This window comes from Cedecea davisae (assembly GCF_044095835.1).
GTDB classification, from domain to species: domain Bacteria; phylum Pseudomonadota; class Gammaproteobacteria; order Enterobacterales; family Enterobacteriaceae; genus Cedecea; species Cedecea davisae.
In genome coordinates, this window is sequence record NZ_CP172054.1 from 1,599,203 (window position 1) to 1,618,677 (window position 19,475).

Genomic DNA, 19,475 nt, shown 5'->3' on the forward strand with positions numbered 1-19,475 from the left:
TTTACCTGCCGGAAAAATTAACCCACCAGATATTGAGCGTATTCGAACAGCGCTTTGAGTAACGCCAGCTTCTCTTTGTCGCCTTCATGTTGGTTGTAAAGTGCCTCAAGCTCCTGGGCGTAGGCCTGCAGAGCCTCCTGAGAAAGCACTTCCTGGCGATGCTGTAGCCAGCGGTTCTGCTCGTCTTCGCTCAACGTGCCCGGCCAGTTACGCGCCCGGTAGTTGAAGAGCAGCTTCTCAATACGTTTGTCGGCGAAGGTGATATCTAGCGCCGGAAGGTTTTGTGGGTCGGTTTGCAGCACAATGCGCATTGCAGCGCGGTCTGCATCGCTGAAGAAGCCGTTATACAGCTGGGCGTCTACGTTATCAGAAGGAACAAAAGGCTCTGCCTCGGCAAACAGGGCGACTACCTTCTCGCGTACTTCAGGGTGCTCGCGCAGCACTTTCAAATTATCGAGACACTGCTGGCGGTTGATCCCCAGGCGTTCGGCGTCTTCCGGGCGCAGGGTATTAGCGACCGCAAGCACCGGGCATTTATTCAGATGTACCAGCTTAATGGGCACCGCTGCCGTATCGCCCAGCGCCGCTTTTGGCGTATACAGGCGCTCGCGCAGCGTATCGGCGTCCAGCTCCAGCAGCGGAGAAATATCCCCGGCCAAATCCACCATAATCACCGCATTGCGGTTATCCGGATGCCAGGCCAGCGGCGCAATCCAGCTGGTATTCCCGCGTGCGGCGCCAAACATGCCCGAAACGTGAACCAGGGGCTTCATTTGCGGAATATCAATCAGCGTTTGCAGTTTTTGCTTCGAGCGGTGGCTGTAGAGATAGTCGAACAGACGCGGCTGGCGGGTTTTCACCAGTTGAGCCATAGCAATAGTTGCGTACACATCGGACATCGCGTCGTGGGCGTTGGCGTGTTCAATTCCGTTAGCTTTGGTCAAATGCTCAAGACGGAAGCTCGGTAGCCCGTCTTCGTTTTCCGGCCAGACAATGCCTTCCGGGCGCAGGGCATAACAGGCGCGCATCACGTCCAGCAGGTCCCAGCGCGAGTTATCGTTTTGCCAGCTCCAGGCGTACGGATCGTAGAAGTTACGGTAAAAGATATTGCGGGTAACTTCATCGTCGAAGCGCACATTGTTGTAACCCACCACGCAGGTCTTCGGCACGGTAAAAATAGCGTGAATGCGTTTTGCAAAAGCCGCTTCGTTATCGCCCCGGGCCAGCGCCTGCTGAGGCGTTATCCCGGTTATCATCACGGCTTCCGGCTGGGGCAGGTAGTCATCCGCAGGCTTGCAGTAAAACACTTCGGGCTCGCCAATAACGTTGAATTCGCCATCGGTTCGAATGGCAGCAAACTGCGCCGGCCTGTCCAGGGAGGGGCTTTTGCCGAAGGTCTCGTAATCGTGAAACAGAAATGTAGCAAGCGATGCGGAGTCAGACACTGAGGTTACCATTGAGCTAGTTGTAATCTGACCCAATGGTAAACCATCTGTCTGCTCATCAGAAGGAAAAGCGCGTTTAAGGTGCCGTGCGCCCGGCGGGAAGCCCGGTGCTGACAATCAATCGCTTACCTAACGCAATCCCTCGTTTTTCGACCTTATGGTAGAGCACCAGGGCTATCAACCACACCAGCGGCAGCGTGATGGCGGCAACAATCAGGGCGCGTATCAGCGAGGGTTGATGAGCAAACGCCGTGTAGCGCACCAGCAGGCCGATTAACGGGATGACTATCATCAAGTGCAGTAGATAAACCGAGTAAGAAACATCGCCCAAAAACAGGCTAAACCGGCAGGTTAATAGCCGACGCGGCAGGGCGGTGATGGGGCTCAGCCGCGTTTCTTGCCCGTGCGGCCAAAGCAGCACCGTCATACCGATTATCATCACGCACTCCGCCACCAGCCGCAGATGATTTTCGGCAATATGCATCTGCCATGCAATGACAGGGGCGAGCAGCGCCAGCGCACAATAGCGCAGGTTATTGTGCATTACGGCTCTGGAAATCAGCATTCCGGCAATAAACAGCGGCAGCTTAATCAGGATCATTGACGGCATCGGGAAAGCCTCGAAATAACCCGGCAGCAGCCAGCGGGCGGCGAGGCAAACGATCATCAGCAACACCGAGCTCAGTGCGAACCCGTAGCGCATCACCAGCAGCATAATAAACGGGAACAGCAGGTAATATTGCATCTCCAGGCCGATGCTCCAGTCCGGCAGAACGGTGCGGAAAGAGTAGGCCGGGATAAAACCAAAAATAAACGACAGATGACTGACAATATTGATAAATGAATGGTCGGCATAGCGGCTGCTTGCGGTGGCGGTTGAAGGCCAGGCGCTGGAGATAATATCGCGCATTTCGCCAAACCAGCCGCCAAATAGCAGCGCCACCAGCAGCAATAAATAATAGAGCGGGGCGATGCGGAAGAAGCGTCTCAGCCAGAAGACACGAAATGTTGATAATTTATTCCACGGCTCTCGCTCACGCCGTTCCTGATAATTCTTCGCCATCAAATAACCTGACAGCAAAATAAACAAATCGACGCCCATCCCCGGATCGTAAAGCAGCGGTATTTTGCACTGCACCAGCAGGCAAATGTGGCCTAACAGCACCCAAAGCGACGCCAGGCCGCGCAGCCCTTCAAGCTCTGGAGACCAGGGTTTACTCTCCACCATAAGGTTACCTTCAAAGTGTATTTTCTTTGCTTAGAGTAAAAATGAATCGCCGGGGCGACAATCCCAAACTTGCACAAATTGAGAATCCAGGAATAAACGCAGCACGATAAATGAAGGAATATATTCCGTACAATTATCAGTCATTATTATTACCAAATATGAAATGTCATATTTTCTTGCAATTTAAAGAGGCAAAGTAACAAGAACTCCCGTAAAACGAGCCGCTGTAAATTAAGTCTTTGAGGATATTCCGTTGAAAACCCGCCTGCTTGCCGCTCTGAGCTTTGTCTCCCTTTCCGTCAATACCGCATTTGCTGATGATATTTTTGCCCATCAGCCACAGCCGCCGCAGGTTCAGGCCGGGGCATGGGTATTGATGGATTACACCACCGGGCAGGTTTTAACCGCGGGAAATGAACACGTACAGCGCAACCCGGCGAGCCTCACCAAGCTGATGACCGGCTACGTGGTAGACCGCGCTATCGACAGCAAACGCATCACGCCGGACGATATCGTCACCGTGGGTAAAGACGCCTGGGCGAAAGGTAATCCGGTATTTGACGGTTCATCGCTGATGTTTATCAAACCCGGCGACAGAGTGACCGTGCGCGACCTCAGTCGCGGGCTGATTATCGACTCCGGCAACGACGCCTGCGTGGCGCTGGCGGATTATGTGGCCGGCGGTCAGAAGCAGTTTGTTGCCATGATGAACCACTATGTTGAGCAGCTTGGCCTGCATGACACCCATTTTGAAACCGTTCACGGCCTTGATGCGCCCGGCCAGCATAGTTCGGCTTACGACCTGGCGGTGCTCTCCCGCGCCATCATCCACGGCGAGCCTCAGTTCTACCATATGTACAGCGAGCGCAGCCTCACCTGGAACGGCATTACCCAGCAAAACCGCAACGGCCTGCTGTGGGACAAATCCCTTAACGTCGACGGGCTGAAAACCGGCCATACCGAAAGCGCCGGATTTAACATCATCGCCTCCAGCGTGCTGGGCCAGCGCCGCCTGATAGCAGTGATCATGGGCGGCGAAAGCTCAAAAGGGCGTGAGGAGCAGGCGCGTAAGTTGCTGCACTGGGGGCAGGATAACTTCGACACCGTGCAGGTGCTGCAAAAAGGCAAAGCTATCGGCAGCGAGCACATCTGGTATGGCGATAAAGCAAACTTCAGCGTAGGCCCGGATCAGGATGTTTTCCTGGCGTTGCCAAAATCAGAGCTGCCGAACATTAAGGCGAAATATGTGCTGAATAAACAGGACATGGAAGCCCCGCTCGCCGCCAATGCGCCGGTGGGTGAAATTGAACTCTATGATGGCGACAAGCTTATTTCTCACTGGCCGCTGGTTAACCTGACCCCTATAGATAAAGGCGGCGTTTTCTCTCGCCTGGGCGATTTCATCAGCCGCAAGTTCTAACCGGAACCGGACTTCCTGCTAACGGGCTGCGCTAATCACGCGGCCCGTTTTTTTGGCCTAAGCTGATTGCGAAGCTGCTCCCAAAACTGGCAGCTTGTTTGCTCGCTCCAAAAAATATAGTGTATAAATGTACAGTGTATTTATTCATCAGCGTGGAGGCAGTATGACGTTCAAAGTTCAGCAAGTTCCGGCGCGCAAAGTAGCCGGGTTTCATCTGGTGGGGCCGTGGGAAACAACGGTTCCACAGGGCTTCGGTCAACTGGCTCTGTGGGCGAAATCCCACAGCCTGAACGGCGACTGGCTGGCCGTTTATTATGACGACCCGGACGTTGTCCCGGCAGAAAAACTCCGCGTAGACACGGTAATGGGCGTGGCGGATGACTTCGTCCTCCCGCAAAACAGTGAAGGCGTAATTATCACCTCAATTGCCGCGGATACTTATGCCATCGGCCGTGCCGTCGTTGAAAACGACGCATTCCAGCAGGCCTGGGAAAGCTTCTTCGACCAGATCGAAGCCGACGGCGGTTATCGGTTAACCGGCAAGCCATGCTACGAAATCTATCTTAGCGACGGCTCTGCTTCCGGCGTATGGGAAATAGAGATGTATATCCCGGTGGCTAAAGCCTGAGTGAGGTACTGACCATGGTGGATGCGATTGCCGGGCTGAAGGTTTTATTTGTCGCCGGATATGGCCCAATAACGCGAGACGTGGCGGCAAGCTCTGCTTTTTATCAGCAGGCGCTTGGGTTGCCGCTAAAGGCGATGGACGGCAATGAAGATTATCTGGCTACGGAACACGGCGAGCTGGACGGGGTGAAGCACTTTGCCCTCTGGCCGCTCGCCCAGGCCTCTCAGTCATGCTTTGGCCTGGCGTCGTGGCCTGCTGACCAGGCCACGCCGCAAAGCTGGGTGGAATTTGAAGTTGAAGATGTCGGGCATGCAACGGCGGTGCTTAAGCAGGCGGGGTATCAGCTGTTGATTGAAAACCGCCTGGAGCCGTGGGGGCAAACGGTATCTCGCCTGCTCAGCCCGGAAGGGTTGCTGGTGGGCGTCACGGTAACGCCCTGGCTGCGCTAAAGTTCTATAAGGCGGCGTTATGCCGCCTGATTTCTGATATTCAGCAAGGAAATGTGAAATATCGCTCGTAAAAGGCCTGCGGGCGGCGGCTTTATGATCTCGTTTTTGGAAAAACGAGTACAATCGCGTTTTTGTTTCCGGAGAGCCGGGTGTGCGTCCCGACAAATCACTGACCCCGTTTGAGATCCGCATCTACCGTAACTATCGCATCGTGCACGGTGTGCGTATCGCGCTTGCCTTTGTTCTGACTTTCGTTCTGGTTCGCATGCTGCAAATCCCCGAAGGGACCTGGCCGCTTATCACGCTGGTGGTGGTGATGGGGCCTATCTCGTTCTGGGGCAACGTGGTGCCGCGCGCTTTCCAGCGCATTGGCGGAACCATTTTCGGCGCTGCCGTGGGGCTGATAGCCCTGAAGCTGGAACTTTATTCCCTGCCGCTGATGATTATCTGGTGCGGGCTGGCGATGTTCCTGTGCGGCTATCTGGCATTGGGCAAACGCCCGTATCAGGCGCTGCTGATAGGCATCACGCTGTCGGTTGTGGTCGGTGCGCCAGCCGGGGATATGGAAGTGGCGCTCTGGCGCAGCGGCGACGTCATTTTTGGCTCATTGCTGGCGATGCTGTTCACCAGCGTTTACCCGCAGCGCGCCTTCATCCACTGGCGTATCCAGATGGCGAGCTTCGTGCAGGCGCTCGGTAAAATCTACACCGCCGGGTTCTCGCCCAACCTGGTTGAGCGGCCAAGGCTCGAGAAGCCGCTGCAAAAAGTGCTCAACGACGTGGTAAAAATGCGGGCTTTGATTGGTCCGAGCAGCAAAGAAACGCGCATTCAGAAGTCGGTTTTTGAGGCTATTCAGACCATCAACCGCAATTTGGTTTGCACGCTTGAGCTGCAAATCAACGCTTACTGGGCAACCCGCGCCAGCCATTTCCTGATGATTAATGCCCATACGCTGCGCGATACTCAGCAAATGACCCAGCGCACCTTGGGGGCAATTGCGAAGGTGCTGCATGAGGGGAACCCTTCGCCTATCTCGGCCAATAGCGAAAAGCTTAATGAGATTGTCTCCGAACTGCGCCAGCTGATGGAAGACGGGCAGAACGGCCAGCTACAGGAAACGCCGATCCACGGTTATGTCTGGCTTAGCCTGGAACTGGCTCGCCAGCTTGAGCTGCTGTCGAGTCTGATTTGCCGGGCGCTGCGCAAATAGCGCGCGTAAAGCACAGAAATCATAATGCTTGTTTCGATTCAGCAGAATTTGAGGTTAAGATAGGGCAAGCCCGTTAGTGAGACTGACAAAAAATTGTAATCGTCAACCGCTACTACTAAGGTTATGGCGGTTGTCTTAACGAATCCGAGTACCAATTTAGCAGGGGTGTAAAAATGGAAAATATCAAACCTACCTTCCAGGACGTTCTGGAGTTTGTTCGTCTGTTCCGTCGTAAAAACAAACTGCAGCGTGAAATCCAGGACGTAGAGAAAAAAGTCCGTGACAACCAGAAACGTGTTCTGCTGCTCGACAACCTGAGCGATTACATCAAACCTGGCATGAGCATCGAAGCGGTGCAGGGCATCATCGCCAGCATGAAAACCGACTACGAAGACCGCGTGGATGACTACATCATCAAAAACGCAGAGCTGTCTAAAGAGCGTCGTGAAATCTCTAAAAAGCTCAAAGTGATGGGCGAGCAGAAAGTTACCGACACCAAGTCTGAGTAACCGTTGCTGATTTGAAGAAGCCGCCTGAAGGGCGGCTTTTTTATGCCTCGTCCACCATCACCCGCAGCAGCGTTTCCAGCAGGCCGGGAAAACGCGCATCCAAATCTTCACGCCTTAACGAAATCAAATTCTCTCGCCCCTGAGGGCGCTGCCAGATAACGCCGCTATCGCGCAGTACGCGCCAGTGGTGGGTCATCGTCGATTTAGCCACGTCTTTACGCAATGCCCCGCATGACAGCTCCACGCCGTCTGCCAGCGATTTTACAATCTCCAGCCTGAGGGGATTCCCGAGGGCAAAAAGCACATTTTCAAGGCGGATTTGTTCACGTTCCGGATGGTTGGCGATCATACTGTTCCTGTGTCGGCGGTGGCGGCTCGGCGGCCGGCTACTATAGCAAAACCCGAAGGCTAAGCGAGCATCGGGATAAACTATAACTAAAATAGTTCGAATATACTCGTACAGTTGTACTATGATGATGGCGAACAAACGAACCGGCCATTCCGGCCGCAACTAAACAGTCGATAAGACTAAGGACGCATCATGCCCCGACCCATCCCTCTCGAACGCTATCGCAACATTGGTATTTCAGCCCATATCGATGCCGGTAAAACGACGACTACGGAACGTATTCTGTTTTACACCGGCATGAGCCATAAACTGGGTGAAGTTCACGATGGCGCAGCAACGACAGACTGGATGGCTCAGGAGCAAGAGCGCGGCATAACCATTACTTCCGCCGCGGTGAGCTGCTTCTGGCCGGGTATGGATCGCGGTTTTGAACCGCACCGTATCAACATCATAGACACTCCGGGACACGTAGACTTCACCATCGAGGTAGAACGCTCTATGCGCGTGCTGGACGGTGCCGTGATGGTTTATGACTCCGTTGGCGGCGTACAGCCACAGTCGGAAACCGTCTGGCGGCAGGCCAATAAATATGGCGTGCCGCGCCTGGCTTTCGTCAACAAAATGGACCGACCGGGAGCCGACTTCTTCCGCGTGGTACAAATGATGGTTGACCGACTGAAGGCTAATCCGGTGCCGATCGTTATCCCGATTGGCGCAGAGGATCACTTCACCGGCGTAGTCGATCTCATCAAAATGCGGGCCATTTTATGGGACGATGCGACCCAGGGCATGACCTTTGATTATGCTCCGGTGCCGGACGAGCTGCTGGAAACGGCGCAGCTGTGGCGCGAAAAAATGGTTTCAGCTGCGGCCGAGGCCAACGACGAGCTGATGGACAAATATCTGGAAACTGGCGATCTGGACGAAGCAGATATTATTGCCGGGCTGCGCGCCCGCACGATTGCCGGTGAAATCCAGCCGATGCTGTGCGGCAGTGCTTTTAAAAACAAAGGCGTGCAGCGCATGCTGGATGCGGTGGTTGAACTTATGCCGTCTCCGCTCGATATCCCTTCTATTCAGGGTGTTGATGAAAAAGGCGGCGTGATTGAACGCCACGCTAACGACGACGAACCGTTCTCGGCGCTCGCGTTCAAACTGATGACCGACCCGTATGTCGGCCAGTTGACCTTTATCCGCGTGTATTCCGGGGTGCTGAAAAAAGGCGACTCGGTTTATAACCCGGTGAAAGGGAAGAAGGAGCGCATTGGCCGCATCGTACAGATGCATGCTAACGACAGGCATGAAGTTGACGAGCTGCGTGCCGGTGATATCGCCGCCTGCGTGGGGCTGAAAGATGTGACAACGGGCGACACGCTGAGCGACCCGGATGCCATTATTACTCTGGAACGCATGGAATTCCCGGAGCCGGTTATTTCGCTGGCTATCGAACCGAAGACCAAAGCCGACCAGGAGAGAATGGGCATCGCGCTACAGCGGCTGGCGGCTGAAGATCCGTCTTTCAGGCTACATACGGACGAAGAGTCAGGCCAGACGATTATCTCCGGGATGGGCGAACTGCATCTGGAAATCATCGTTGACCGCATGAAGCGCGAATTTGGCGTGGAGGCTAACATAGGTCGTCCTCAGGTGACTTACCGCGAAACCATCCGCAAAACCGCGAAGGACGTTGAAGGCAAATTTGTTCGCCAGTCCGGCGGTAAAGGCCAGTATGGTCACGTTGTATTGACGCTCGAACCGCTTGAGCCGGGCAAAGGTTTTGTGTTTGAAGATGCCACCAAAGGCGGCGTGGTGCCGCGCGAGTTTATTCCCTCCGTGGAAAAAGGCCTGCGTGAAGCCATGAACACCGGCGTGCTGGCCGGTTACCCGGTGGTGGACATCAAAGCGACGCTGACCTTTGGCTCCTATCATGACGTCGACTCTTCGGAAATGGCGTTCAGGATGGCGGCTATATTTGGCTTCAAGGATGCGGCACGCAAGGCGGACCCGGTTATTCTGGAGCCGGTGATGCACGTCGAGGTGGAAACGCCGGAAGAGTATGCCGGTAACATTATGGGCGATCTCTCTTCCCGCCGCGGCATGGTACAAGGCATGGAAGAGCGGTTTGGCAGCCAGATCATTCGCGCCGATGTTCCCCTGGCAGAAATGTTTGGCTACTCCACCACGCTGCGCTCCATGTCTCAGGGCAGGGCGACTTACAGCATGGAGTTCCATCACTACTCGGAAGCACCGCGTAACGTGGCAGACGCTATTATTGCCAGCCGGAAATCATAATCAGTAACCCGGGGTGGATGAGGTTCTCTCATCCACCCTTCACCCCTGCAAATTTGCGAGCCTCTTCCCTGGAACGCTGCAACCCGCTGAACTTTAATCTTTATTTCTGAATCCCACTCGGCCATTCACTGAATGTCAGATGATTAACCTGGCTGCTGCTCACATAATAGCCGCATAGGCTTGTGCCTATATAGGAATTAACCTATATTGCGGAGGGTGATGTGTGGTCGATTAAAATGACGGATACGTTTGATGCCTGGATTAAAGCATCGGATGACATAACCAAAGCCTGTGTCATGGCGGGGGTGGTGTTGTTGAAAGATAGAGGGCCTTTGTTAGGCAGGCCCTATGCTGACACGGTGAAAGGGTCCCAATACGCAAATATGAAAGAGCTGCGCGTTCAGTGCAGAGGAGAGCCGTTAAGGATTTTTTTCGCTTTTGATATAAGACGTTGCGCCATCCTGCTGTGTGCCGGGAATAAAGTGGGGAACGACAAGCGATTTTATGACGTTATGGTGCCCTTAGCAGACAACGAGTTTCGTGCTCATCTGAACCAGTTAACGGAAAAGGAACAAATAGAATGGGTAGAACACTAGAGGAATGGATTGCTGAAGAAAAACCGGAAGTCGTGGCTGCGGCGCAGGCTATGGCCGATGAAATGCTGCTTAATATCCACCTCGCCGAGCTGCGCGAGCGGGTGAGAAAAACGCAAAACGAAATGGCAAAACAGCTTGGCGTTAAGCAGCCAACCGTGGCCGAAATGGAGAAAAAGGGGCGCGATATTAAGCTTTCCTCGCTCAAACGCTATGTCGAGGCGGCGGGCGGTAAAGTTAAGCTTGATATTGAGCTGCCGGACGGCAGTCACTTCAACATCGCGCTGTAATTCAACGGGGCGGCTTTCACCGCCCGGCCTGCCTTAAATTTGCCCGGTTTCGTGCAGATGGCGCCATAACACGTTGTCGCCCTCGCGGCGGAAAATAACCGTAGACCAGCGCACAGTGCTTGACCCGTTCAGGGTCTGCATTTCACGGTAAAGCACCGCCGCACCCTGCGGCCATTCATCCAGCAAGGTAAGCTCATCCACCTGAATTTGCAGGCCGGAACGGCTGCCACCCTGAGCCTTAAAAAAGCCACACAGGCCAGGATAATCCAGCTTTGCACCGCTTAACGCCACCATTGAGTAATCTGCACTAAAGCGTGCCAGCAGGGCCTCAACGTCGCCTTCTTTGGCGCCAAGCCACTGTTCTATCGCGACGTGGGCGTCGATAACTTCTTTAAACCAGATATTCATTGCTCAGGGCTCCTTTTTGACAAGTTGATTCTTAATTTGCTGGTTATTAAGCCGTAAATGATAAGCCAGCGGAATAATCGTCCCGGCGGCGGCAAAGCTAAACGTGAGCAGATAAGCCTGCTGTGCCGGAAGCTGGCTTTGCAGCACCGTCAACAGCAGGCTCAGCAGCGCAACGCCGAAGCAAAAACTCAGCTGGCGGTTGATGTTCCACAGCGCGCTGGCCTCCGGCATCGCCCGCGCAGGCGTCGAGATAAATGCGGTGCTTTGCGCCGTGCTGCTGGAAAGGCTGCCGCCGAGGCCCATCAGAATATAAGCGGCAATCAGCAGCGCGATTTGCTCCCCGGATGTGACCTGAGTCAGCAGCAGAATGCCAGCCGCCTGGAGTAAGCCGCCCAGCGTAATCAGCGGACGCGGGCCAAGGCGGTTAAACATCCTGCCGGTAAAAGAGATGGCGACGAAGGAAGCCAGCGCCCAGGGAACCATCAGCGCTCCGGTTTGCGTGGCAGTCATCCCCAGCTGTGTTTGCAGATAAATAATGCTCACCAGGCTGGTGCCCATAAACAGCCCCGGTATGCACTGGTAAACCAGCATCGCATAGCGTAATAGCGGGTCTGCCAGCAGCGGGAGGCTGAACAGCGGATGAGGATGTTTACTGTTGTGGCGAACAAATAGCCACAGCATTAGCGCTCCGGCGGCCAACAACAGCAGCGCCGATAAATGAGCGCCAGGACTGCTTGCCTGAGTCAGGCCGAGCAGGATGGCAAAAAGCCCGACTGAGCCAAGTGCCAGCCCTTTTGCGTCCAGCGGCGTGTTGGATTTCTGCACCGGGGAGGGCTTTAGCCACAGGCTCGCCAGCAATAAAGTCAGCAGCGCCAGCGGCAGGCTCGCCAGGAAAATCCACCGCCAGCCCAGCGACTCAACCAGCAGCCCGCCAACGGTGGGTGAAAGCGCCGGAGCCAGCAGGGCCACAATCATAATGACCGAGGAAAGTTTCGCCCGCTCATGCACGGCAAAAAGCTGCCAGGTCAGCGCCTGGCCGACGGGGATCAGCAACCCGCCGCCGATGCCCTGCAAAATACGCGAGGCAACAAGCGCCTCCAGCCCGGGAGACATGCCCGAAGCCAGCGTGCCGAGAGAAAATAGCCCGAGCGAGAGCATAAACAGCCGCTTAGCGCCCAGGCGCTGATTCAGCCAGGCGCTAATCGGGATAACCAGCGTCAACCCGCAAAGATAGCCGTGGCCAATCCACGCCAGCTCGGCGACCGTAGCGTGCAGCTCGCGCCCAATTTGCGGATAGGCGACGTTGGAAATAAACATATTAATTAAGTCGAGAAAGAAGCCGAGCAGATAGACGGCGGCGACCTTATGACGGTAGGGCATGATGGCTCTCGTACAAAGTAAAACGCGATTTCAGCAGGTTCCGCCCGGCGGATAAATCCCGCATCTGCTGATACACTGTCAAAAATATTTTGATAATGCGATGGATTAACATGCTTAACCTACAGCGGGTAGCGATGTTTGTTGCGGTGGTTGAAGCCGGGGGCTTTACGGCGGCGGCGCAGTCTATGCGCCAGACCAAGGCGGTTATCAGCTTTAATGTGCGCCAGCTGGAAACTGAGCTGGGTGTCTCTCTGCTGGTGCGCTCCACGCGGCGCGTGGCCTTAACCCAGGCCGGAGAAGTCTTCTACCAGCGGGCTTTATTGCTGCTGAAAGAAAGTGACGCTCTGGTCGAAGAGGTGCAGACCCACCACGGCGGCTATTCCGGGGAGCTGCGTATTTCGACTACGCCGGAATACGGCCAGGCAAAGGTCATCCCGGCGTTAAGCGCCTTCGGCAAGCTGCACCCCAAATTAACCATTCGGCATGATTCATCCTCCGCGCCGATAAACCTGATCTCCGAACAGTTCGACCTGGCTATCCGCCTCGGTAAGCTGGCGGACTCCTCCTACCGTGCGGCGCTGATCGAGCGCTTTGAAATCGTGCCGGTTGCCGCTCCTGAATGGCTTGCCCGCAATCCAATTAGCAGCCTTGAAGCACTAGCCGAAGCAGAATGGGTTATCCATCGTCGTCTACCAACCCCGCGCGAATGGCAAGTCATTGGCAGCGACAGAGAAACGCGTGATCTGACAATTACCGGGCCGTCCCGCTTTATGACCGATACCGCTGCGGCGTTAATGGCCTTTGTGGTTCAGGGATGCGGCGTGGGGCTACTGCCCGAGTGGCTGGTGAGAGAGGCTATCGAGCGCGGTGAATTACGGCATATTTTGCCGGAGTACCGTTTCCCTTCTCAGGGTATTTACGCGGTTTACCCAAATACGCGGCACGTTCCGGCTAAGGTGCGGGCGCTGATTGATTTCTTGCAGGAGTGGGAAAGCAACAAGCCCGCTTAGGCGCGGCGGGCTTGTTTTTAGTGGTTAAACCGCTTTTTGTGCTTTAGCGGGGCGAGCAGATGCTGCCTGCGCGGAAGAGATCCCCGGCAGTTCAATCTTCAGGCCGAAGGTCAGCAGAGAGTAAATCACGCCGCCCGTCAGCATCGACACAATTACGCCAAGGTTAGCCGTGGCAAAGACGCTGTGGCGGGTTTCGTCCGTCAACAGGAACCCTACGATATGCGCGATGTACGGGTCGCCGGAGGTAATCGAGCCCAGGCCAACCACGGTGGCAATGCCCAGCGCCAGCAGCGCCGTCCAGCGGCCATCTCTGCCGCCGAAACCGGCTTTATTAGCCATTGTCACATCCCAGCCCAGGCGTTTCTGGCGTATGAAGTCGATAAGCTGAATAGCGCCTGCGGAGCCGATAACCACCGAAATAGAGGCCAGGAACGACTGGAACGTTGCCAGGAACGAGTCGGAAATAAACATCAGGTAAAATGCGCCGAAGCCGATGATTGCCGCGTTAAGCGTGGTGGTTGTGGCGCGGCTGGCGGGAATGCCGAGCGCCAGCAAAGCCAGCCCGGAACTGTAAACCCCGGTAATGGCGGCGGCCAGCAGGGAAACGATAATCACGATGGAAAACGGCACGTAGAACCAGAACGGCAGCAGGTTTGTCAGCGAGGCAATAGGCGACTGCGCCGCCGCCGCGCCCAGCTCCGGGTTACTGTCGACCAGGAATGCACCCAGCACCAGCAGCACGCTAACCGGGAGTGAAATCCCCGTCGTGGTCCAGAAAATCACCTTCGAAGCCTGAGTTTTCTTTGGCAGATAGCGGGCGAAGTCGCCGCCGTAGTTAAGGAAGCCCAGGCCGACCATCGTCATCGCCATAACCATGCCGCCAATCCAGGTCAGCAGGTTGCCGTGTACCGCGCTCTGGCCCAGCTTGTCCCAGTGAATATGCGGCAGCATCAGGAAGATAAAAATGATGCTCATAAACCCGGTCAGCCAGGCGATGTATTTTTCCACCTTCATGATCAGCTGGTGGCCATAAATCGCGACCGACATGGTGAGCGCCAGGCTGACGATAAACCAGCCCAGAACACATACCAGCGTCGGTTTACCGTCCGCCAGCGCAAAGGCCGCAGGCCAGAGTTTGGCAAACAGCGCCGCGCCGGTGGAAGAGGCGAGGGTAATAATGGTTATCTTCCAGCCCATATTCGAGATGTAGGCGAACAGAGTCGGGAATTTATTGCCGTGGTAGCCAAAGCTAAAGCGGGTCTGGGTCAGCGTTGGCAGGCCGGTTCTTGGACCGCCGACCGCCAGCACGCCAACCAGCATGCAGGAGAGCAGGTAGCCAACGATCCCGGCGCTAATAGACTGCCAGACGCTAAGGCCGAGGGAGTAAACGTAAATACCGTAAGTCATGCCCAGAATAGAAACGTTCCAGGAAAACCAAATCGGGAACAGGCCCGAAGGTTTGCCGTAACGTTCCGCTTCGGGCACGGCATTAACGCCGTTTGATTCAACTTTCATACCGCCAGAGGCAGGCTGTTGTGTAGAGTTTGTCATCGGAGAACCCTTATGGGAGAAATCAATCGCAGAAAACTGCGGTTTCTAAAGCGAGCTCAATCATGTTGTCTAACGTGCTTTGTAGTTCTTCTGCCGTTGGCTCTTCGCCGCTAACGCTGTTTACACAGGCTGTCAGCAGGCTCAGGGCCTGGGCGCGGTACTGCGCGGCGATAGTAAAAAGCGCCGAGGTCTCCATCTCCACCGCAAGGATGTTCATTTTTTTGAGGGCGGGAAGCATGCCTTCGGGTTTGTCGTACAGCAGGTCGTTGGTAAAGGTGTTGCCGAACTGGGTCGGGATATTGTGTTTTTCGGCTACTGTCCAGCAGCGGCGGAGCAGGTCAAAGTCCGGCACTGCCGCATAGTCGTAGCCGCCGAAACGATCGCGGTTAACGGAAGAGGAGGTGCCTGCCCCGGTGGCGACAATCACGTTGCGCATATCCACGCTTTCGTTGATGGCTCCGCAGGTGCCGATGCGGATAAGGCGTTTAACGCTAAACTCATTGATCAGTTCGTGAGCGTAAATAGAGACCGACGGAATGCCCATGCCGTGCGCCATCACGGAAATACGCTTGCCTTTGTAGTTGCCGGTAAAGCCGAACATATTGCGGGTGTCACACACGCGTATGGCGTCAGTTAAGTAGGTTTGCGCGATGTACTGCGCGCGCAGCGGATCGCCCGGCATGATCACGGTTTCGGCGAAGTCGCCCGGGTTGGCGTTAATATGTGGTGTCATCTGGCGATCTCCTGGTCTGGTTCAGGCCACTACGATAGAAAGACGTTTGCTTGCAGAAAAAGGCAAATGTCCGGCCAGGCTGACGGCGATCACAGTTTTGATTTTTCCCCGCTAAACGGGTGAGCGATAAATCCGGGTGAATAGCGGCAGTGCTGGCCTGGGCGGAGTGAAGAAAAATGCGGAGTATTGACAATACCGCAGAGTGATAGTTAATCTCGTGCGCCTTTTCGCCCCGGATGGCTGGAGAACCAGGCAAGAAAAATCGACTATTTACCCTGGCTGAAAGCCTACATACGGCGCAGCGGAGAGCGACAACACTATGAATATTATTCAGCAATTCGCTCAGCGCGGGCATCAGCTCCTGCGTGATGCCGTGCTCGCCGCGCCGCTAAAGAATAAAGAGATCGGCCCCGGTGAGTTTATTCTGCGCCAGGGCGAAGAGATCAAAGCGCTGTACTGGATAACGCTCGGCGAATACACCATGCACTACAGCGCGGAGAACGGTAAAACCTTCAGCCTGGGGCAGCGCTTCGTTAGCGACACCATCATCGGCGAAATTGAATACCTGACCCACACCCCAAGCCAGTTCTCGGTGGTTGCCCACGACACCATGACGGTAAAAGTCATCCCGCTGGCGATGATGGACACGCTACTCACCGGGCATGCCGAAGTGGGTGTCTGGCTGAGCCAGCTACTTTCTACCAGCTATCAGCGTGGGATGGCAAAAACCATGGAGCGCTTCCTCCAGCCGCTGGTATTGAACATTCTTGCTGACCTTTATGAACGCTATCAGCAGCAAAAACCGTTAGTGGATTTCTCCCAGGTATCCCGCGAAGCGGAGCGCTTTGGCTGCTCGGAAAGAACTTACCGCCGGGTGATTAATCAGCTGATAGAAGAAAAATACATTCAGAAAGTCGCACATGAATATGTGATTTGTGATGTAGAGAAATTCCGCATAGTGCTCGCTAATCCAGGGCGGATTGCTTAGCGGTATTAACATAATTAATCGCTGAATATATCGAATGATTGTTCGATATATGACCGGTTTATTATAGTAAGGTAGTCAGCCATTCTGTATTCAATTCCTTTTCCAGCGAAAACGAGTTAAACCACCATGGATAACAGAATCAACAATATGGCCACGCCCGGTTGTTCTCACTGGGCGCCTTTACCCGTCGCCGAGGCACACCCCGCCTTACCCTCATTGCAGACTTTAAGCGGCGTAAGAAATACCGACCAGGCCATACGGCGCTTGCCGAATCGTATACCTGCCCCAACTGGTGCTCTGGCTCGGACAGGCGGTATTAGTAATAAAGTCCGACAGAAGTTAAGGGACGTGCTTTTGTCTAGTCCGCACGTATTTTCTCAACCGCCCGGTACGCTAAACTCCTGCTTAGTTGATCCGACTCCATCTCTCTCCAGAGATTTGTATCTTCTCTGCTGTAGGGATCTGGCTATAGAAAATAGCCGAGCGATGTTGCAGAACGACAAAGTCCGGGCAGATATACTGCGCAGTAGTTACCCTCGGCTGGAGAGTGAAAATAATACTCGCTACCTCCGCCGTCTTGTATTGCTGAGCAATGACGTCCCGGCTATTGCGATTGTTTGCAGGCGCTCACGGAAGTATGTAGCTGAATTAAGGTATTTGGTTGAGAAAATAAACTATGCTCAAATGGAAAATCTTTGGCAGACTTTTCCCCGCAGCAACCATGAAGGCGATAGCGAATACGCCCGCCGTCTGCTTATGGTAAGCAAAGACCTGGAGTCTATTGCGTTTCTATCCGGAGTGACGATGGGGACGGTTTATCGGCTAAGGCGTACGATAATAGCTGAGCTGGAGGGGCGGGCCGCAAATATCAGCAATACCGTGCCTAAGTTGAGTCATGAAAATGCACAGGAGTATGCGTGCCGCCTTATTCCATTGAGCGAGGATACAGAGGCTATATCAGCCGCGTCCGGCATGTCTCTGGGGCATGTTCAGTTATTAAAACGCAGAGCAACTGAGAACATGTAAGATACACTCCGGCATATTAACCGGTAACCAGGGCATTGAAATGAGCGAGTCTGTAGAAAATCAGAACGAAAACGCGTTTAAGCATGCATTTAATCCTGCTCTTTTGCAGGAGATGGCAAGCGCCGTTGCGCGGCATTATCCGTCATTCAATACGCGCGCCTTTCTGTATAAAAATGCCCAGCTGGATAAGTTAGAAATGAAGGCCAGAGTCCGGGTTATTCGGGATGCGCTGGCTGCGGAACTGCCCCTGGAATACCCGAAGGCGCTGGCCGTGGTTATCTCCGTGCTTAAAGAGAACAATTTGCGTGGGTTTGCCGTCTGGCCCTTTGCCGAATTTATTCAGGTTTACGGCCTTGAGCACCGGGATATTTCTCTGAATGCCCTGAAAGTCGTCACCACCTGTTTTACCTCTGAATGGGCGGTGCGCCCCTTTATCAAAAATAACCCCGCCGAAACAATGCGTTTTCTGCTGCAATGCGCCCAGGATGACAACGTGGATATTCGCCGCTGGGCATCTGAAGGCACACGCCCGCGCGTGCCGTGGGGCGAAAAGCTGCACATGTTTATTACCGACCCCTCAGGGACAAGAGAGATATTAGAGGCGCTGAAATTCGACCCTGAGCTGTTTGTCAGAAAAAGCGTGGCAAACCACCTGAACGACATCACCAAAGACCACCCGGACTACGTTATTGAGCTATTACAAAGCTGGCAGCGGCAGGCCAAAAATGACGATGTGAAAAAGGTGGCCTGGATAACCCGCCACGCGCTGCGTACCTTAATTAAAAACGGCCACCCGGACGCGCTGGCGCTTATTGGCGTGCAGCACGGTGCGGACGTAGCGCTTGATGCGTTTGCCCTGAAACAAAAGCAGATCCTGTTAGGTGAAAGCCTGGAATTTAAAGTCAGCCTCCGCTCGACCAGCTCCGCCCCGCAAAACATTGTGGTGGACTACATCATTCACTTTATGAAAGCCAACAACAAAACCGCGCCAAAAATCTTCAAGCTCCGCGCGTTTGAACTCCCGGCTAGCGGCACGGTAACCATCGAGAAAAAACACGCGGTAAAGAAAATCACCACCCGCCAGTATTACGCGGGCGCGCAGTTTATCGAGATCCAGGTTAACGGCAAGGTGCTTGGGGGAGTGGAGTGGGAGCTGGGGATGTAGGTTTTAGAACCCGCCCCCTGTACAGTATTAAGTTAAAACGCCCTGTTTTTATCTGAGAAGTGCCCGAGTTCGGCCATAAAGGCGTTAACGTCTTTTATGGCCTGTTCGTTTTCCTGTGTCCATTCTTCTGTTGTTCTTGTCGAAGGGTGTGCAAGGACTTCAGAGCAGCCAGTTTCCAGTGGCAGGTTTATACGTTCTTCTTTGGCAGGAATAGACATAGCAATTTCCCTCAGTGAATACTTCCTGTGCAATATACCTTATCCTGGCATCAGCCACCGATAGTGTGATCAAATACCGGTGGCGATGATTTTACAGATCCTTAACCTTACGCTGGCGTGACGGCCAGATTTGCTCAGGCGCAACGCCTATCTCTTCAGCAATCAGTCTTTCCCCTTTTATCTTGTGACGAAGCCGTCAGCCTTATTTTCCACAATAATGATGTGTTCAAAATTTTCAGAGGGCTTTTAGAACACATGTTATGATGTAAATTTATAGGCTTATAATGTATAGCGTTTCCGTATTTGCATCGTGAGCCATGTTGTATGATGGTATTCGTAGGGTTTTAATATGACGCCGCTTACATTTTAACGAAAACTCTATAAAATTTAGATGAATTTTATAGAATAGTATATTAATTAGTTGAATGTATTCAACCTGCTCATAGCTCATAGCTCATAGCTCATAGCTCATAGCTCATAGCTCATAGCTCATAGCTCATAGCTCATAGCTCATAGCTCATAGCTCATAGCTCATAGCTCATAGCTCATAGCTCATAGCTCATAGCTCATAGCTCATAGCTCA

The 19,475-nt window shown here is 54.0% G+C and carries 20 protein-coding genes and 1 pseudogene; 12 read left to right on the top strand and 9 right to left on the bottom strand.

Going from position 1 to position 19,475, the window contains the following annotated elements:
- Window positions 1–17: 17 nt before the first annotated feature.
- A complete protein-coding gene (gene sbcB, locus ACG1VR_RS07935) occupies window positions 18–1,445 on the bottom strand; it encodes an exodeoxyribonuclease I (RefSeq protein WP_395490636.1) in 1,428 nt (475 codons plus the stop codon).
- Window positions 1,446–1,521: 76 nt separating this feature from the next.
- Complete coding sequence (locus ACG1VR_RS07940; RefSeq protein WP_395490637.1) at window positions 1,522–2,673, bottom strand: acyltransferase family protein; 1,152 nt, start codon at window positions 2,671–2,673, stop codon at window positions 1,522–1,524.
- 253 nt (window positions 2,674–2,926) lie between these two features.
- Between ACG1VR_RS07940 and dacD the strand changes: the two genes are divergently transcribed.
- The 5 genes from dacD (at window position 2,927) to ACG1VR_RS07965 (ending at window position 6,889) form a co-directional block, all read left to right on the top strand.
- The gene (dacD, locus tag ACG1VR_RS07945; RefSeq protein ID WP_016537193.1) at window positions 2,927–4,093 is read left to right on the top strand and encodes a serine-type D-Ala-D-Ala carboxypeptidase DacD; all 1,167 of its coding nucleotides are present in this window, start codon (window positions 2,927–2,929) and stop codon (window positions 4,091–4,093) included.
- Window positions 4,094–4,256: 163 nt separating this feature from the next.
- The gene (gene sbmC / locus ACG1VR_RS07950) at window positions 4,257–4,721 is read left to right on the top strand and encodes a DNA gyrase inhibitor SbmC (RefSeq protein ID WP_279045225.1); all 465 of its coding nucleotides are present in this window, start codon (window positions 4,257–4,259) and stop codon (window positions 4,719–4,721) included.
- A gap of 14 nt (window positions 4,722–4,735) precedes the next feature.
- Window positions 4,736–5,170 carry a VOC family protein gene (locus ACG1VR_RS07955; RefSeq protein ID WP_395490638.1) on the top strand — a complete coding sequence of 145 codons (435 nt, stop codon included), beginning with the start codon at window positions 4,736–4,738 and terminating at the stop codon, window positions 5,168–5,170.
- Between the two features lie 151 nt (window positions 5,171–5,321).
- Window positions 5,322–6,380 carry an FUSC family protein gene (locus tag ACG1VR_RS07960; RefSeq protein ID WP_395490639.1) on the top strand — a complete coding sequence of 353 codons (1,059 nt, stop codon included), beginning with the start codon at window positions 5,322–5,324 and terminating at the stop codon, window positions 6,378–6,380.
- 173 nt (window positions 6,381–6,553) lie between these two features.
- Window positions 6,554–6,889 (top strand): DUF496 family protein, encoded by a 336-nt coding sequence (locus ACG1VR_RS07965; RefSeq protein ID WP_016537189.1) that lies wholly within the window; start codon window positions 6,554–6,556, stop codon window positions 6,887–6,889.
- 40 nt (window positions 6,890–6,929) lie between these two features.
- On the opposite strand, the gene ACG1VR_RS07970 is transcribed toward ACG1VR_RS07965, so the two are convergent.
- Window positions 6,930–7,238, bottom strand: a complete 309-nt coding sequence (locus ACG1VR_RS07970; RefSeq protein ID WP_395490640.1) for an ArsR/SmtB family transcription factor — start codon at window positions 7,236–7,238, stop codon at window positions 6,930–6,932.
- Window positions 7,239–7,430: 192 nt separating this feature from the next.
- On the opposite strand from ACG1VR_RS07970, the gene fusA reads away from it, so the two are divergent.
- The 3 genes from fusA (at window position 7,431) to ACG1VR_RS07985 (ending at window position 10,413) form a co-directional block, all read left to right on the top strand.
- Entirely contained in the window at window positions 7,431–9,530 is a 2,100-nt protein-coding gene (gene fusA, locus ACG1VR_RS07975) for an elongation factor G (RefSeq protein ID WP_395490641.1), read from the top strand.
- Window positions 9,531–9,751: 221 nt separating this feature from the next.
- Complete coding sequence (locus ACG1VR_RS07980; protein ID WP_395490642.1) at window positions 9,752–10,126, top strand: type II toxin-antitoxin system RelE/ParE family toxin; 375 nt, start codon at window positions 9,752–9,754, stop codon at window positions 10,124–10,126.
- Window positions 10,111–10,413 carry a helix-turn-helix domain-containing protein gene (locus ACG1VR_RS07985; RefSeq protein WP_216376078.1) on the top strand — a complete coding sequence of 101 codons (303 nt, stop codon included), beginning with the start codon at window positions 10,111–10,113 and terminating at the stop codon, window positions 10,411–10,413. The genes ACG1VR_RS07980 and ACG1VR_RS07985 overlap by 16 nt, the downstream gene beginning before the upstream one ends.
- 33 nt (window positions 10,414–10,446) lie before the next feature.
- Here ACG1VR_RS07985 and ACG1VR_RS07990 read toward each other — a convergent pair whose 3' ends face one another.
- Window positions 10,447–10,821, bottom strand: coding sequence for a DUF4440 domain-containing protein (locus ACG1VR_RS07990; protein WP_395490643.1), 375 nt, complete (start codon window positions 10,819–10,821; stop codon window positions 10,447–10,449).
- Between the two features lie 3 nt (window positions 10,822–10,824).
- A complete protein-coding gene (locus ACG1VR_RS07995; RefSeq protein ID WP_395490644.1) occupies window positions 10,825–12,201 on the bottom strand; it encodes an MFS transporter in 1,377 nt (458 codons plus the stop codon).
- A gap of 110 nt (window positions 12,202–12,311) precedes the next feature.
- Here ACG1VR_RS07995 and ACG1VR_RS08000 point away from each other — a divergent pair, with 110 nt between their 5' ends.
- Complete coding sequence (locus ACG1VR_RS08000) at window positions 12,312–13,211, top strand: LysR family transcriptional regulator (RefSeq protein WP_395490645.1); 900 nt, start codon at window positions 12,312–12,314, stop codon at window positions 13,209–13,211.
- Between the two features lie 24 nt (window positions 13,212–13,235).
- Here the strand turns inward: ACG1VR_RS08000 and ACG1VR_RS08005 are convergent, their stop codons facing one another.
- Both ACG1VR_RS08005 and deoD read right to left on the bottom strand, forming a co-directional pair.
- Window positions 13,236–14,762 (bottom strand): purine-cytosine permease family protein, encoded by a 1,527-nt coding sequence (locus ACG1VR_RS08005; protein ID WP_395490646.1) that lies wholly within the window; start codon window positions 14,760–14,762, stop codon window positions 13,236–13,238.
- Window positions 14,763–14,784: 22 nt separating this feature from the next.
- Entirely contained in the window at window positions 14,785–15,495 is a 711-nt protein-coding gene (deoD, locus tag ACG1VR_RS08010) for a purine-nucleoside phosphorylase (protein ID WP_395490647.1), read from the bottom strand.
- 319 nt (window positions 15,496–15,814) lie between these two features.
- Between deoD and ACG1VR_RS08015 the strand changes: the two genes are divergently transcribed.
- The 3 genes from ACG1VR_RS08015 to ACG1VR_RS08025 all read left to right on the top strand — a co-directional run bounded on the left by ACG1VR_RS08015 (window position 15,815) and on the right by ACG1VR_RS08025 (window position 18,674).
- A complete protein-coding gene (locus ACG1VR_RS08015) occupies window positions 15,815–16,483 on the top strand; it encodes a Crp/Fnr family transcriptional regulator (protein WP_016537177.1) in 669 nt (222 codons plus the stop codon).
- Between the two features lie 486 nt (window positions 16,484–16,969).
- Window positions 16,970–17,509 (top strand): hypothetical protein, encoded by a 540-nt coding sequence (locus ACG1VR_RS08020; protein ID WP_172569547.1) that lies wholly within the window; start codon window positions 16,970–16,972, stop codon window positions 17,507–17,509.
- 40 nt (window positions 17,510–17,549) lie between these two features.
- Window positions 17,550–18,674 (top strand): DNA alkylation repair protein, encoded by a 1,125-nt coding sequence (locus tag ACG1VR_RS08025; protein ID WP_395490648.1) that lies wholly within the window; start codon window positions 17,550–17,552, stop codon window positions 18,672–18,674.
- Window positions 18,675–18,706: 32 nt separating this feature from the next.
- Here ACG1VR_RS08025 and ACG1VR_RS08030 read toward each other — a convergent pair whose 3' ends face one another.
- Window positions 18,707–18,892, bottom strand: coding sequence for a type II toxin-antitoxin system CcdA family antitoxin (locus ACG1VR_RS08030; RefSeq protein ID WP_395490649.1), 186 nt, complete (start codon window positions 18,890–18,892; stop codon window positions 18,707–18,709).
- A gap of 91 nt (window positions 18,893–18,983) precedes the next feature.
- Window positions 18,984–19,082: pseudogene (locus tag ACG1VR_RS08035) on the bottom strand (helix-turn-helix domain-containing protein); the annotation flags it as partial.
- Between the last annotated feature and the right edge of the window lie 393 nt (window positions 19,083–19,475).

What these genes read in the sequence shown, in the direction of transcription:
- ACG1VR_RS07940 (WP_395490637.1), bottom strand. Translation starts at nt 2,673, where the DNA reads ATGGTGGAGAGTAAACCCTGGTCTCCAGAGCTTGAAGGGCTGCGCGGC.
- sbmC (WP_279045225.1), top strand. Translation starts at nt 4,257, where the DNA reads ATGACGTTCAAAGTTCAGCAAGTTCCGGCGCGCAAAGTAGCCGGGTTT.
- ACG1VR_RS07955 (WP_395490638.1), top strand. Translation starts at nt 4,736, where the DNA reads ATGGTGGATGCGATTGCCGGGCTGAAGGTTTTATTTGTCGCCGGATAT.
- ACG1VR_RS07965 (WP_016537189.1), top strand. Translation starts at nt 6,554, where the DNA reads ATGGAAAATATCAAACCTACCTTCCAGGACGTTCTGGAGTTTGTTCGT.
- ACG1VR_RS07970 (WP_395490640.1), bottom strand. Translation starts at nt 7,238, where the DNA reads ATGATCGCCAACCATCCGGAACGTGAACAAATCCGCCTTGAAAATGTG.
- fusA (WP_395490641.1), top strand. Translation starts at nt 7,431, where the DNA reads ATGCCCCGACCCATCCCTCTCGAACGCTATCGCAACATTGGTATTTCA.
- ACG1VR_RS07985 (WP_216376078.1), top strand. Translation starts at nt 10,111, where the DNA reads ATGGGTAGAACACTAGAGGAATGGATTGCTGAAGAAAAACCGGAAGTC.
- ACG1VR_RS07990 (WP_395490643.1), bottom strand. Translation starts at nt 10,821, where the DNA reads ATGAATATCTGGTTTAAAGAAGTTATCGACGCCCACGTCGCGATAGAA.
- ACG1VR_RS07995 (WP_395490644.1), bottom strand. Translation starts at nt 12,201, where the DNA reads ATGCCCTACCGTCATAAGGTCGCCGCCGTCTATCTGCTCGGCTTCTTT.
- ACG1VR_RS08000 (WP_395490645.1), top strand. Translation starts at nt 12,312, where the DNA reads ATGCTTAACCTACAGCGGGTAGCGATGTTTGTTGCGGTGGTTGAAGCC.
- ACG1VR_RS08005 (WP_395490646.1), bottom strand. Translation starts at nt 14,762, where the DNA reads ATGACAAACTCTACACAACAGCCTGCCTCTGGCGGTATGAAAGTTGAA.
- deoD (WP_395490647.1), bottom strand. Translation starts at nt 15,495, where the DNA reads ATGACACCACATATTAACGCCAACCCGGGCGACTTCGCCGAAACCGTG.
- ACG1VR_RS08015 (WP_016537177.1), top strand. Translation starts at nt 15,815, where the DNA reads ATGAATATTATTCAGCAATTCGCTCAGCGCGGGCATCAGCTCCTGCGT.
- ACG1VR_RS08020 (WP_172569547.1), top strand. Translation starts at nt 16,970, where the DNA reads ATGTTGCAGAACGACAAAGTCCGGGCAGATATACTGCGCAGTAGTTAC.
- ACG1VR_RS08025 (WP_395490648.1), top strand. Translation starts at nt 17,550, where the DNA reads ATGAGCGAGTCTGTAGAAAATCAGAACGAAAACGCGTTTAAGCATGCA.
- ACG1VR_RS08030 (WP_395490649.1), bottom strand. Translation starts at nt 18,892, where the DNA reads ATGTCTATTCCTGCCAAAGAAGAACGTATAAACCTGCCACTGGAAACT.